The organism is Micromonospora sp. AMSO1212t, from assembly GCF_008868145.1.
In the GTDB taxonomy this organism is placed as follows: domain Bacteria; phylum Actinomycetota; class Actinomycetes; order Mycobacteriales; family Micromonosporaceae; genus Micromonospora; species Micromonospora tulbaghiae.
In genome coordinates this window covers 47,665-61,204 of record NZ_WBKS01000009.1, presented here as the reverse complement: position 1 = coordinate 61,204, position 13,540 = coordinate 47,665, and the positions used below count along the sequence as shown (strand labels likewise).

11 protein-coding genes, 1 pseudogene and 1 riboswitch are annotated in these 13,540 nt (G+C 74.6%); of the genes and pseudogenes, 2 read left to right on the top strand and 10 right to left on the bottom strand.

The genetic code is table 11. From position 1 onward, the window contains the following. Window positions 1-20: 20 nt before the first annotated feature. The gene (locus F8279_RS04585) at window positions 21-2,741 is read left to right on the top strand and encodes a hypothetical protein (RefSeq protein WP_151499171.1); all 2,721 of its coding nucleotides are present in this window, start codon (window positions 21-23) and stop codon (window positions 2,739-2,741) included. A 46-nt stretch (window positions 2,742-2,787) separates the two neighbouring features. Here the strand turns inward: F8279_RS04585 and thiC are convergent, their stop codons facing one another. The 7 genes from thiC to thiE all read right to left on the bottom strand — a co-directional run bounded on the left by thiC (window position 2,788) and on the right by thiE (window position 8,680). Continuing rightward, the gene (gene thiC, locus F8279_RS04580) at window positions 2,788-4,380 is read right to left on the bottom strand and encodes a phosphomethylpyrimidine synthase ThiC (protein WP_151499170.1); all 1,593 of its coding nucleotides are present in this window, start codon (window positions 4,378-4,380) and stop codon (window positions 2,788-2,790) included. Window positions 4,381-4,397: 17 nt separating this feature from the next. Beyond that, window positions 4,398-5,186: a bifunctional hydroxymethylpyrimidine kinase/phosphomethylpyrimidine kinase gene (gene thiD, locus F8279_RS04575; protein WP_091426352.1), complete on the bottom strand. Its 789-nt coding sequence runs from the start codon at window positions 5,184-5,186 to the stop codon at window positions 4,398-4,400. Between the two features lie 79 nt (window positions 5,187-5,265). Then, window positions 5,266-5,931, bottom strand: coding sequence for a thiamine phosphate synthase (locus F8279_RS04570; protein WP_091426743.1), 666 nt, complete (start codon window positions 5,929-5,931; stop codon window positions 5,266-5,268). Between the two features lie 71 nt (window positions 5,932-6,002). Beyond that, entirely contained in the window at window positions 6,003-6,776 is a 774-nt protein-coding gene (locus F8279_RS04565; protein ID WP_151499169.1) for a thiazole synthase, read from the bottom strand. A 4-nt stretch (window positions 6,777-6,780) separates the two neighbouring features. Then, complete coding sequence (gene thiS / locus F8279_RS04560; RefSeq protein ID WP_030501591.1) at window positions 6,781-6,981, bottom strand: sulfur carrier protein ThiS; 201 nt, start codon at window positions 6,979-6,981, stop codon at window positions 6,781-6,783. Then, window positions 6,972-8,057: a glycine oxidase ThiO gene (gene thiO, locus F8279_RS04555; protein ID WP_151499168.1), complete on the bottom strand. Its 1,086-nt coding sequence runs from the start codon at window positions 8,055-8,057 to the stop codon at window positions 6,972-6,974. The genes thiS and thiO overlap by 10 nt, the downstream gene beginning before the upstream one ends. Next, the gene (gene thiE / locus F8279_RS04550; protein ID WP_091426747.1) at window positions 8,054-8,680 is read right to left on the bottom strand and encodes a thiamine phosphate synthase; all 627 of its coding nucleotides are present in this window, start codon (window positions 8,678-8,680) and stop codon (window positions 8,054-8,056) included. Before thiE ends, thiO begins: the two co-directional genes overlap by 4 nt. Beyond that, window positions 8,675-8,786, bottom strand: a riboswitch (TPP riboswitch). (Overlaps the previous gene by 6 nt.) Window positions 8,787-8,904: 118 nt before the next feature. Between thiE and F8279_RS04545 the strand changes: the two genes are divergently transcribed. Next, window positions 8,905-9,816 carry a DUF559 domain-containing protein gene (locus F8279_RS04545; RefSeq protein WP_151499167.1) on the top strand — a complete coding sequence of 304 codons (912 nt, stop codon included), beginning with the start codon at window positions 8,905-8,907 and terminating at the stop codon, window positions 9,814-9,816. Between the two features lie 286 nt (window positions 9,817-10,102). Here the strand turns inward: F8279_RS04545 and F8279_RS04540 are convergent, their stop codons facing one another. The 3 genes and pseudogenes from F8279_RS04540 to F8279_RS04530 form a co-directional block, all read right to left on the bottom strand. Beyond that, the gene (locus F8279_RS04540) at window positions 10,103-11,065 is read right to left on the bottom strand and encodes an aldo/keto reductase (RefSeq protein WP_192580626.1); all 963 of its coding nucleotides are present in this window, start codon (window positions 11,063-11,065) and stop codon (window positions 10,103-10,105) included. A 37-nt stretch (window positions 11,066-11,102) separates the two neighbouring features. After that, window positions 11,103-12,781 (bottom strand): annotated as a pseudogene (locus F8279_RS04535) (ABC-F family ATP-binding cassette domain-containing protein). Between the two features lie 41 nt (window positions 12,782-12,822). Further along, on the bottom strand, window positions 12,823-13,428 hold the full coding sequence (locus F8279_RS04530; RefSeq protein ID WP_151499166.1) for a class I SAM-dependent methyltransferase: 606 nt from the start codon (window positions 13,426-13,428) through the stop codon (window positions 12,823-12,825). Window positions 13,429-13,540: the final 112 nt, after the last annotated feature.

Below are 13,540 nucleotides of genomic sequence, written 5' to 3'. Positions count from 1 at the left end.
CGGGCCGTAACGTGCCGGACATGGCCTTTCGGACGTGGGGCAGGCTGCTGCTCACGGCGCTCGGCGTGAGCGTACTGGCCGGGGCCGGCCAGTTGGGCATCGCGTACGGCTTCGGAGTCGTACGCCTCGACGGCGCGTTCGTCGACGTCTCGGTCAACCGGTGGCCCGCCCAGCTCGTCTGGGTGGGCTGGTTCGCCGCGGTCGCCACGGTCGCCGGAGCCGTCCTCACCGAGCGCTTCGCCCGCCGCGACGACGATCAGGGCGGCACCACCGAACTGCTGTCCATCGCCGGCGTGAGCGCGCTCGGCGCGATGGTGGTCGCCCCGCTGTGCATGCAACCGGCCCGCGCGGCCGAGCTGGGCGGATCCGTCGACCCGGTCTGGGCCGCCGGCATCTGCGCCGCCCTCGGCGCGGTGGTCGGAGCGGGCGCCGCGATCGCCGTACTGCTCAAGCCGCCGTTCGGCTGGGGCGTGGCGATCACCGCCGGGATCGTCTGGCTGATGGCGCTGCTGTCCGTCGCGCCCACGATCGTCTCCAGCCGCCCGCTGGCCACGGTACGGCTCGGCGTCCTCGAACCCTCCTGGCTGGATCCGGAGGCGGCGCAACGCCTGTCCATGCTGCTGCTGCCGGTGCTCGCGCTGCTGGCCGGCGGGGCGGTCGGCGTACTCGCGCGCCGGGCCGAATGGCCGCCGCTCGTCGGCGGCGCGGCCGGGGCGGCCGGTCCGGTTCTCGTCGCGTTCGCCTACCTGACCGCCGGTCCCGGCTCGGCGACCGACCGCTACCAGGTCGCGCCCTACTACGGCGCGCTGATCGCCGTGATCGCCGGTGCGCTCGGCTCGACCGCCACCACTGTGCTGCCCCGGCCGGTCACCGCCACCGGTGATCCCGACGCCGTCGAGGCCACCGACATCCTCGCGCCGCTGCCGCACTCGTCCACTTCCACTCCGGCCGTCCCGGCCGTCCCGCCCACGCCTCCGGTGACCAGCGGCGCCGCCGCGCCGGCGCACTGGAACTGGCCGGAGCCCGGCGGCTCGGCCACGACGTCGGCTCCGGCTGCCGATACCGGGCTTCCCGCCGCCGACCGTGCCGCCGACCGTCCGGCCGGCGTCGACACGAGCCGCGGCCAGCCCATGCCGGGCCTGCTGCCCCCGGGGCGCCGGACCTCGGCCATCGACGTCCTCGCCGCGAGCCGCCCCGACCCGGTCCCAGGCACGGCACACACGGACAGCACCGGCGAGGCGGTCACCACGGACCGCACAGCCACCACTGATCGCGCGGCCACCGTCGAGCGCTCCTCCGGCACCTCCACCACCGCTGCGTCCGGGCAGGCGACCGCCGTCCCGGCGGACAGCGAAGCCGTCTCCGCCACCGCCTCGGACACCAGCTCGACAGCCGGGACGGACGATGCCGCACCGGAACCGGCACCGGCGGCGACCGCGCCACGGGTGACCCGGCCACGCCGTACCCGCACCAGCCGGTCCGGCGGGACAGCCGACGGATCGACGTCGCCCGCCGACGACAGCACTGGCACCACCTCGAAGGACGCGTCACCGGTCACCGGCGGCACGACCGAGAGCCACGTTCCCGGCCCGCGTACGGACAGCGGCGCCCTCGCCGGACCGGTCCCGGCCGACACGGACGGCGACACCCCCGCCGCGCCACCGACCGGTTCCACTGCCGGAACCGGTCGCTCCACCCGCTCCCGGCGCCCCCGCAGCCCGAAGGCCGGACCGCGCACCAGCGCCCCGGCCTCGCCCGAGTCCGGCCCGGCCGATACCGCGCCGACGACGCCGAGCGGGCAGACCGATGCTCCACCGACGACGCCGAGCGGGCAGACCGACGCCAGGTCGACGACGCCGAGCAGCCCGGTCGAGGCCGCGACGACGGCGACCGGCGGGCGGACCCGATCGGCCCCGGACGTCACGAACACCGCCCCGATCCCGCCGGCCCCCAACCCGGCCCGGGACGACGCCGGCACCACCTCGGCACCGGGCCGCGCGGACTCCGGCACGCCTACCGGTTCCCTCGGCAGCCCGGCTTCCCGCACCGACTCCCCCACCGGGGAGGTCGCATCGTCCGGGCCTACCGGACGCAATTTCTTCTTCGACGATCCGGTGCCGGCGCCGGCGTCCCGGCCCCGGTTCCCGATGTTCGAGGACGTCACCGGAGCGCCCGGCGAGGTGCGCCCGGCCTGGCCGATCACGCCGGCGGCCCGCCCGCACCGCGCCACCACCGAACCGGACGCACCGCCCCGCGACGGCGCGGAGGCGAACATCCCGGCCGAGCCGGCGCCGCGCCCCCGCCACCGGGGCCTGCCCGAGCCGGGCGCGAGCACCGGTTGGGACGCGCTCGCCACGAACGCCCGTCCCGCCGGGCCGCTGTCCAGGCCGGAGGCAGGGACCGCAGGGCCGGTCGCCCGGCCGGAGCCGGAGGCGTCCGCCGTACCGGCCGAGGCCGGTCCCGCGCTGCCGGAGGCCACCTCGGCGGAGACGGAGACGGACTTCCGGCGCGGGCGGCACGCTGAACCGGACGACGTCGACGCGCCCGCCGGGAAGTCGAAGGCCCGGCGCGGCCTGTTCCGGCGCAACCGGGCCAAGAGCGAACCGGAGCCGGCCGACCGTACGGCCGAGCCGGGTGACGCCGCCGACGACGAGTACGTCGACTGGGTCGCCGGTCTCGCCTCGGACGACAACGCCGACGACGCCCGCTCGCTGCGTACCGGACGGCACCACCGCGACTGAACGGGCACCGGGACGGGCCGAATCACACGGCCCGCCCCGGCCTCGCTCACGCCAGCGGCAGGTAGACCCGTGACCCGGAGGCGACGAACTCCTCCGACTTGCCGCGCATGCCCCGCGCCGCGTAGTCCTTCAGCTCCTGTGTGATCTTCATGGAGCAGAACTTCGGCCCGCACATCGAGCAGAAGTGCGCGGTCTTCGCGGGCTCGGCGGGCAGCGTCGCGTCGTGGTACGACCGCGCGGTCTCCGGGTCGAGCGCCAGGTTGAACTGGTCGGACCACCGGAACTCGAACCGGGCCTTCGACAGCGCGTCGTCCCACGCCTGCGCGCCGGGGTGGCCCTTGGCCAGGTCGGCCGCGTGCGCCGCGATCTTGTACGCGATCACGCCCGCCTTCACGTCGTCGCGGTCCGGCAGCCCGAGGTGCTCCTTCGGGGTGACGTAGCAGAGCATGGCGGTGCCGAACATGCCGATCATCGCCGCGCCGATCGCGGAGGTGATGTGGTCGTACGCGGGCGCGACGTCGGTGGTCAGCGGACCGAGCGTGTAGAACGGCGCCTCGTGGCACCACTCCTGCTGGAGGTCCACGTTCTCCTTGATCTTGTGCATCGGCACGTGCCCGGGGCCCTCGATCATCACCTGCACGTCGTACTCCCAGGCGACCTTCGTCAGCTCGCCGAGCGTGCGCAGCTCGGCGAACTGCGCCTCGTCGTTGGCGTCCGCGATGGAGCCGGGGCGCAGGCCGTCGCCGAGGGAGAACGTCACGTCGTACCGGGCCAGGATCTCGCACAGCTCGGCGAAGTTCGTGTAGAGGAAGTTCTCCTCGTGGTGCGCCAGGCACCAGGCCGCCATGATCGAGCCGCCCCGGGACACGATGCCCGTCACCCGGTCCACCGCGAGCGGCACGTACGGCAGCAGCACCCCGGCGTGCACAGTCATGTAGTCGACGCCCTGTTCCGCCTGCTCGATGACCGTCTCCCGGAACACCTCCCAGCTCAGCTTCACCGGGTCGCCGCCGACGGACTCCAGCGCCTGGTAGATCGGCACCGTGCCGATCGGCACCGGCGCGTTCCGCACGATCGCCTCGCGCGTCTCGTGGATGCGCTTGCCGGTGGACAGGTCCATCACGGTGTCCGCGCCCCACCGCGTCGCCCAGGTCAGCTTCTCCACCTCCTCGGCCACCGACGAGGTGACCGCCGAGGTGCCGATGTTGGCGTTGACCTTGACCAGGAACGCCTTGCCGATGACGGCCGGCTCGCACTCCGGGTGGTTGACGTTGAGCGGCAGCACGGCCCGCCCGGCCGCGATCTCGTCCCGCACGAACTCCGGCGACACCGACTCCCGGATCGCCACGAACTCCATCTCCGGCGTGACGATTCCGGCCCGGGCGTACGCGAGCTGCGTCGGCCGCTTCCCGTCCACGCCCGCCAGCGGGGTGCCGGCACCGCGTACCGGGGCGACGTCGCCGCGCTCGGCGATCCACGGCCCGCGCAGCGCGGGCAGTCCCACCTCCGGGTCGGAGCCGGGACCGGAGGTGTCGTAGAGCCGTACCGGAGGGTTGTCCCCGGTCAGCGCCACCTCGGCGAACGGCACCCGGATGTCCGGGCGTGACCCTTCCACGTACACCTTGCGACGTGCCTGCATGCCAGCCTCCCTGTCGCTCATGCGGACCAGCCGAAGTGGTCCAGCGGGCCGCGTCCCGCGCCCAGCTCCCAGGTCCGCGCGCCGGTCAGCGCGCGGGTGACGTACTCCTTGGCGGCCGCCACCGCGACCGGCACCGCGTCGCCCGCGGCGAGCCGGACCGCGACGGCGGCCGAGAACGAACAGCCGGTGCCGTGGTTGTGCCGCGTGTCCACCCGGGGCGCGCGCAGCAGCCGCGTCGTCCCGCCTCCGGCCAGCACGTCGACCGACTCGCCGTCGGCGTCCACGTCGCCGCCCGTCACCACCACGAACGCCGGGCCGCGCGCCGCAAGCACCTCGGCCGCCGCGACCATCTCCTCGACGGTGCCCACCGGGCCTCCGGTGAGGGCCGCGGCCTCCGCGCAGTTGGGCGTCGCCACCTCCGCGTACGGCAGCAGCCGCTCGACCGCCTCCACCACGCCGAGCCGGTGCCCGCTCGTGGCGACCAGCACCGGGTCGACGACCAGGTGCGGCAGGCGCCCGGCCCGGGCCGCCTCGGCCACCGCGTCGGCGACCGCCGGGGTGCCGAGCATCCCGGTCTTCACGGCGCGGACGTCGAAGTCGCCGAGCACGCTGTCCATCTGGTCGCGCACTGTCTGCGGAGGCAGCGGCAGGACGGCGTCCACGCCCCTGGTGCTCTGCGCGGTGACCGCGGTGAGCACGCTCGTGCCGTACGCCCCGAGCGCGGCGAACGTCTTGAGGTCGGCCTGGATGCCTGCTCCCGCTCCGGAGTCGGAGCCGGCGATGCTGAGAACTGTTTTCGGCGTCACGTGTCTTCTCCGGTGGTTGCGGTTTGGGGCTGCGGCCGACCGTGCCCACTCCGGGCGGTCAGGCTTGATCCCTCCGTGGTCACGGTCGGCCGCAGCCCTTCTCGTGCGGGCCTTCGTCGGATCGCGCGGGGTGGGTGCGCGTCAAGCGGGTGGCCGCCTCCTGGAAGGCTCTGCCCAGCGTGGTGGCGGTTTCTCGCGGGTCCTTCGCGCGCATGATCGCGCCCAGGACTGCTACTCCTGTTGCTCCTGCCTCGACGCATGCGGTGACCTGGGCGGGGGTTTCGATGCCGCCCAGTGCGAGCACCGGCACGGGGCTGACCGCGATCAGCTTGCGTAACCCGGCCGGGTGCAGCGCTGGGCCGTAGCCGGGTTTTGTCCTTGTCTCGTAGACCGGGGACAGCGTCGCGTAGTGCTCGGTGGTGAGCCGGGCCAGCTCGGCGGCGTCGTGGCAGGAACGGCCGACCAGTCCGACGGCGGGCGGCGGGTACGGGCCGGCGGCGGGCAGGTGCACCGCGTCCCCGTCGAGCGGATCCGGTCCGGCGACGACGAGCGTGCCGCAGGCCTCGGCGAGGATCGCGCGCAGGTCGGCGGCGAGCGCGAGGCGCTCGGCGCGGGGCAGGTCCTTCTCCCGCAGCACCACCCACCGCACTCCCCCACCGACGGCACCCGCGACCACGTCGACGAGCGTCCTCCGGGCCACCCGCCGGTCGGTCAGCAGCACGATCCCGGTCGGCCCGGCGTAGATCTTGGTACCCGGCCGCCCCTCGGAGGGCGCGCGCGTACCAAGATCGCCGGGAACGGTGACGCGTGAAGCGGTCACAGGTCGGGCCGTCCCTCGTCGGGCGTGGACGCCAGCGCGTGGAAGCGGCGGGCGATGCGGCCCGCGCCGTACGCGAGGCGGCCCGCCTCGACCGCGTACCGCATCGCCGTGGCCATCGCCACCGGCTCGGCGGCCCGGGTCACGGCGCTGGCCAGCAGCACCGCGTCGCAGCCCAGCTCCATGGCGAGCGCGGCGTCGGAGGCGGTGCCGATGCCCGCGTCGAGCACCACCGGCACGTCGACCGCCTGCCGGATCAGCCGGATGTGGTGCGGGTTGCCGATGCCCAGCCCGGAGCCGATCGGCGACCCCGCCGGCATCACCGCCGCGCATCCCACGTCGGCCAGCCGCCGGGCCAGCACCGGATCGTCCGACGTGTACGGCAGCACCGTGAACCCGTCCGCCACCAGCTCCTCGGCGGCGCGCAGCAGCTCCACCCCGTCGGGCAGGAGCGTGCGCTCGTCGCCGATCACCTCCAGCTTCACCCAGTCGGTGTCGAACGCCTCCCGGGCCAGGTGCGCCGTCTTCACCGCCTCGACGGCGGTGCGGCAGCCGGCCGTGTTCGGCAGTAGCCGTACGCCGCACCGCTCCACCAGGTCGAGCAGGCCGCCCGACCCGCCGGGCGTGGTGTCCACCCGGCGCAGCGCCAGCGTCACCAGCTCGGTGCCGGAGGCGCGGATCGCCTGCTCCAGCACGTGCAGGTTGGCCGCGCCGCCGGTGCCGAGGACGAGCCGGGAGCCGAACGCGACCCCACCGATCTCCAGCGTGGACATCCGCTCACCCGCCCTGGGTGGCGCTGAGCACCTCGACGCGGTCGCCGTCGCGCAGCACGCTCGCCGGCCAGCCGCCGCGCGGCACCACCTCGCCGTTCACCGCGACCGCGAGCCCGCGCTCCCGGTCGGTGACGGTGCGGACCACCTCGGCGACGGTGACGCCCTCGGGCAGCGTCCGGCCGGTGCCGTTGACGATCAGTTCCACGTGCGCTCCTTCCCGAAGCGGTCCGGGGTGAATGGGGCGAGCGCGGGGTCCGGCTCGCCGGTGACGACCAGTTCGGTGACCAGGTCGGCGGTGACCGGGGTGAGCACGATGCCGTGCCGGTGGTGCCCGGTCGCGGCGAGCACGCCCGGCTGCCCGGGCAGCGGCCCGATGATCGGCGCGTTGTCAGGCGTACCGGGGCGCAGCCCCGCGACGGCCTCCACCAGCTCGTACTCGACCAGTTCCGGCACCAGCTCGGCGGCGGCGCGCAGCAGCGTCAGCACGCCACCGGCGGTGACCTCGGTGTCCGCGCGCTCCTCGACTGTCGCCCCGACGACGACCTCGCCGCTGTCCCGGGGCACCAGGTAGACCGACTCGCTGTCCGCGTACCCCCGGATCACGTGCCGGAAGCCCGGCGGACCGCCACCGGGCGCGCGCAGCCGCAGCACCTGGCCCTTCACCGGCCGGACCGGCAGGCCGGTCAGCGCCGCCGCGCCGCAGCCGGCCGCTACCACAGTGATCCGTGCGTCCACCTCGGACAACGCGCCGACCCGGGCCGGGCGCAGCTCCACGCCGGCGCGCTCCGCGGCCGTCCGCAACGCGGCGACCAGCCGCCGCGGGTCGACCTGGTGGTCGCCGGGGGCCACCGCGCCGCCGCGCACACGCGGCGCCAGCGCCGGCTCGCGGTCGCGCAGCTCCGAAGGACGCAGCGGCGTGATCGGCAGCCCCAACCCCTGTTGGTACGACCACAGCCGCCCCGCCTCGGCCAGGTCGTCGGCGGTGAGCCCGACGACGAGCGTGCCCTCGGTGCGGTGGCCGATGTCGACGCCGCTCGCCCCGGCCAGCTCGGCCGCGAAGCCGGGCCAGCGGGCGGCGGACTCGACGAGCAGCGCGGTCAGCTCGTGCTCACCGAAGTACGCCTCGGCGACCGGCGACAGCATCCCGGCGGCCACCGAGGAGGCACCCGACCCGGGCCGGTCGTCGTGCACCACCACGCGCAGTCCGCGTTGCGCGCACCGCCACGCGATCGCGAGTCCCACCGGGCCGGCGCCCACCACCGCCACGTCGGCCGGGCTCATCGCGTCAGCGCCCGCATCAGCTCGGCGGTGGCCTGCCCCGGGTCGGCGGCCAGGCTGAGCGCGCCGACCACCGCCACCCCGTACGCCCCGGCAGCCCGCAGCGCCGGGACGCCCGCGGCGGTCACCCCACCGATCGCGATCACCGGCACGCTCACCGCCTCGGCGACCGCGCGTACCCCGTCGGGGCCGATCGGGTCCGGCAGGCCCACCTTGGTGGTGGTGACGTGGCACGGGCCCACGCCCAGGTAGGTCGCGCCCGCGTCCACCACCGCGCGGGCGCGCACCGGCTCCCGGGCGGTCGCGCCGAGCACCGCGTCCGGGCCGAGCACCCGGCGCGCGGCGGCCACCGGCAGGTCGTCCGCGCCGACGTGGCCACCGGCGGCGTCCACCGCGAGCGCCACGTGCAGCCGATCGTTGACCAGGCAGCGCGCCCCGTACGGCCGGCACGCCTCGGTCACGCGGCACGCCAGCTCGTACGCCTCCCGGTCGGTGGCGTCGTCCTCCACGCGCACCTGTACGACGAGTTCGGCGCCCGCCACGGGCAGGGCGGCACGCAGCACGGCGAGCGGGTCACGCCCCGGCCGGGTGTCGGTGATGAGATGCAGTCGTCCCAGGGACAGCACGGCAACGCTCCTCCCTGCGCCGGCATTACCCGGATCAGGTTCGACGGTCGGGGGCTCCCAGCCCCCCTCTCAGCCCGGTCCGCACCGGGCTCCCGTGGGTCACTTGCGGCCTACCGTACGACGCCTCCCGCCCGTACGGAAGCCCGGGGGAGGTTTTTCCCAGGAACCGTTCACATGCCGTACCGGGGCAACGGGTGACCGTCTCGTCACGACACGCTGCCGGGATGTCCGTTCCCGCCCATGTCCCGCGCCGCCTGGCGATCCTGCCGTTCCGGGGCAGCCGAGCCGTCTCCGAAGGGCTGCTCACCTGGACGATGCTGCGCGGTCCGACGTGGATCCGGCTGCTCCCGGACGTGTACGTGCACCGGGACGGACACCGCGCCGACGAGCACCGGATGTGGTGCGAGGCGGTGGCGTTGCGCCTGCCGCCGGGTGCCGTGCTGGCGGGACGCAGCGCCGCCTGGTTGTTCGGCGCGGACGTGCTCACCCGCGACGCGCCGGTCACAGTCCTGCTGCCGACTGCCGCTCGGCTGCGACCGCACCCACGTTTGCGGGTGGTCCGGTCGCCGCTGCCGGAGCGGGACCGCACCCTCGCCGGCGGGCTGCCGGTCACCACGCCGCTGCGTACCGCGTTCGACCTGGGTCGACAGGGCTCGCTTGCCGAGGCGCTGGTCGCCGTCGACGCGCTGCTGCGTCGCCGGGTCGTGAAGCTGCCCGTCCTGCGGGCCTACGCCGCCGACCGGCCGGGCTGGCCGGGCGCTCCGCTGTTGCGCGAGGTGCTGGCGATGGCCGAGCCGTTGAGCGAGTCCCCCATGGAGACACGGCTACGGCTGCTCCTCCTCGACGCCGGCCTCGGCCCGCTCACCGCCCAGCACGAGGTGCGTGCCGGCGGGCGCTTCGTGGCCCGGGTGGACCTGGCCTGGCCGGCACTCCGCCTCGCGGTCGAGTACGACGGCGACCACCACCGGCAGCGGGCGCACTTCCGGCGGGACGTCGCACGCCTGAACGCGCTCCGCTCGGCCGGGTGGCTCGTGCTCCGGTTCACCGCCGACGACGTGCTACGCCGTCCCGACGCGACTGTCGCCCTGGTGCGCCAGGCCCTGGCAGAACGTCGTGCCACCGCAGCAGGCCACTGATCCGTGCCCGCCCGCCGGGTTGCCGGGTTGCCCGAACACCACGGGCGTCGGCCCGCTCGCAGACACCCATGGCGTTCCACTCATCGTCAGAATCAGCCGCTGGTGGAACGCCATGGGTGTCTCAAGGCCCTCTTGACACCCATGACGTTCCACTCGTCGTGAGCGCTGCCTCTGGGTGGAACGTGATGGGTGCCTGACGCGCGGGCAAGCCCCGACGAGCGAGCGCACGCCCGACGCGCGGGCGGACCGAACGCGCGGGCGGGCGTGTCGGTACCGGCAGGGGCGGTCAGAGGATGGCGTCCAGGGCATCCAGGTCCTCGTCGCTGGGCTGCCAGGTGCCGGCTTCGGCGTTGGCCTTCACCTGCTCGGGAGTGGTCGCGCCGGCGATCACCGAGGTGACCGCGGGACGGGCCGCCAGTCCACCGATGGCGACCTGGAGCATGCTGATCCCGCGCTCGGCCGCGTACGCCTCGATCGCCTCGATGACGTCCCAGCGGGCGGCGGCCAGCCGCTCGGCGTACCGGCCGCCTCCGGCCAGGCGGCTGCCCGCCGGGGGTGCCTCGCCCCGCTTGTACTTGCCGGTGAGCAGCCCGTTGGCGAGCGGGAAGAACGGCAGCATGCCCAGGCCGAACCGCTCGCAGGCCGGGATCACCTCGTCCTCCACCCCGCGCTCCACCAGCGAGTAGTGGTTCTGCGCGGAGATGAACCGGGTACGCCCCTGCGACGACGCGGTCCAGTCGGCGTCGGCGATCTGCCACCCGGCGAAGTTGGAGTTGCCCAGGTAGCGCACCTTGCCGGCGGTCACCAGGTCGTCCAGCGCGGCGAGCGTCTCGTCGATCGGGGTGCCCGGGTCGGGCTCGTGCATCTGGTACAGGTCGATGTGGTCGGTGCCGAGCCGGCGCAGCGACGCCTCGACGGCGCGGGCGATGTAGCGGCGGGCGCCCCGGGCGCCGTGGTCCGGCCCGTTCGCGCCGTTCATGTCCATGCCGAACTTGGTGGCCACCACCACGTCGTCGCGGCGGCCCTTGAGCGCCTGGCCGAGCAGTTCCTCGGAGGCGCCCTGCGGCTCACCGTAGATGTCGGCGGTGTCGAAGAAGTTGATCCCGGCGTCGAGCGCGGCGTCCACCACCGCACGGGTGCCGTCGAGGTCGAGTTTGCGGCCGAAGTTGTTGCAGCCGATACCGACCACTGACACCACGAGCCCGGAGTCGCCCAGCCGGCGATAGGTCATCTCACTCACGAGATCCACCCTATGCCCGCTCCCCGGGGGCCACCCGGGGAGCGGCTCAGCCCACGTCCCAGACCGGCTCCGGCGTCTCCACCACGTCGCCGTCGCCGCGGAACAGCACGAACCGGTCGAAGGTGCGGGTGAACCACCGGTCGTGGGTGACCGCGACCACTGTCCCCTCGAACGCGGTCAGCCCGGCCTCCAGCGCCTCGGCCGAGGCCAGGTCGAGGTTGTCGGTGGGCTCGTCGAGCAGCAGCAGCGTCGCTCCCGACAGCTCCAGCAGCAGCACCAGGAACCGGGCCTGCTGCCCGCCGGAGAGCGTGCCGAACCGCTGGTCGCCCTGGCCGGCCAGCTCGTACCGGGACAGCGCCGCCATGGCCGCGTGCCGGTCCATGCCGGCCCGGTGGTCGTCGCCGCGCCACAGCACCTCGACGAGCGTCTTGGCCATCAGTTCCGGCCGGTCGTGGGTCTGCGAGAAGTGCCCCGGCCGGACCCGGGCGCCGAGCCGGACCACGCCGCCGTGCGCGACGGGCGCGAGCGCGCCGGCGCCGTCGACGGGGGTGTTACCCGGCTCCGGGTCGGTGCCGCCCCGGGCCAGCAGCCGCAGGAAGTGCGACTTGCCGGTGCCGTTCGCGCCGAGCACCGCGACCCGATCGCCGTACCAGAGTTCCAGGTCGAACGGGTACGTCAGGCCGTCCAGCTCCAACTGCTCGGCGATCACCGCGCGCTTGCCGTCCGCCCGCCGGTCAGGCGCATCCGGATGTCCTGGTCCTTCGGGGGTACGGGCGGCGGCCCGGCCTCCTCGAACTTGCGCAACCGGGTCTGCGCGGCCTGGTAGCGGGAGGCCATCCCGTCGTTGTACGCGGCCTTCTGCTTGTACATCAGCATCAGCTCGCGCAGCTTCTGGTGCTCCTCGTCCCAGCGTTTGCGCAGCTCGTCGAGGCGGGCGTGCCGGGCCACCCGGGCGTCGTGCCAGCTCGCGAAGCCGCCCGGGTGCACCCAGGCGCTGCCGCCCTCCACCGCGACGACCCGGTCGGCGGTCTGCGCCAGCAGCTCCCGGTCGTGCGAGACGTAGAGCACCGACTTGCCCGACTCGCGCAGCCGCGCCTCCAGCCAGCGCTTGCCGGGTACGTCGAGGAAGTTGTCCGGTTCGTCGAGCAGCAGCACCTCGTCCGGGCCGCGCAGCAGCAACTCCAGCGCGAAGCGCTTCTGCTGGCCGCCCGACAGCGTCCGCACCGGCCGGTCGCGGGCGCTGTCCCAGGGCAGGTCCAGCACGATCGTGGCGACCGTGTCGAAGAGCACCTCGGCGTCGTACCCGCCGGTCTCGCCCCAGGCGGCGAGCGCTTCGGCGTACGCGAGCTGGGCCTTGGCGGCGGTGGAGCTGTACTTGCCGCGGACCTCGGCCGCCCGCATGGCCGCCTCGGTCTCGGTGAGCCGCCGCCCGGCGTCGCGCAGCGCCGGCGGTGCCAGCGACAGGGCCAGGTCGGCGAGCGTGGACTCGTCGCCGATCATGCCGATGAACTGCCGCATCACGCCCAGCCCACCGGAGCGGGCGACCGCACCGGTCTTCACCGGCAGGTCACCGGCGACCATCCGCAGCAGCGTGGTCTTGCCGGCGCCGTTCGGGCCGACGAGCGCCACCTTGGCGCCCTCACCGACCCGGAACGACACGTCGCCGAACAGCTCACGGCCGTCCGGGAGGATGTGCCCGACTCCTGCCACGTCCACGTATCCCACGCGGGCATCCTGCCCGAGCCGGGGCGGTGGACGACACCGGATTACCGGGTGACCCGCAGCACCCGGTAGCCCTTCTGGCTGGCGTGCCGCTCGACCGACCAGCCCTGCTCGACCAGCCAGCGGTGCAGCGAGTCGCCGCCGAGGTGCCGGGCCACGACGAGCCAGGCGACGCCGTCCGGCGCGAGCCGGGGCAGCCAGCGCAGCAGCAGGGCGTGCAGCTCCGCCTTGCCGATGTGGATCGGCGGGTTGGACCAGATCTGGGCGAAGGTGACGTCGTCCGGCAGCTCGTCGGGCGCGACGGCGCGTACCCGGTCGGCAGCGCCGATCCGGGCCGCGTTGGCGGTGGTGAGGGCGCGGGCGCGCTCGTTGACGTCCACCGCCCAGACGGTGGCCTTCGGCGCGACGGTGGCCAGCACGCAGGTGATCGGGCCGAAGCCGCAACCGATGTCGAGCAGCGCGCCGGTGACGCCGGCGGCCGGCAGTTCGGCCTTGCGCAGCAGCACTGCGGTGCCCGGGTCGAGCCGGTCGGCGGAGAAGACGCCGCCGGCCGAGGCGAGCGTGTAGTCGCGCCCGGCGACTGTGAACTCGACCTCGCGAGGGCGGGTCGGGGTCGAGGGCTCAGCGGTGAAGTAGTGGTCGCCGGTCACGCCCGCATTCTCGCACCGGGCCGGAGCTGTTCCGGCGACGGTGTCATGGGCGGGGTCGCACGCCACTCCGCCAGAATTTCGCGATATTACCCCTGAAAGGGACAATCACCCC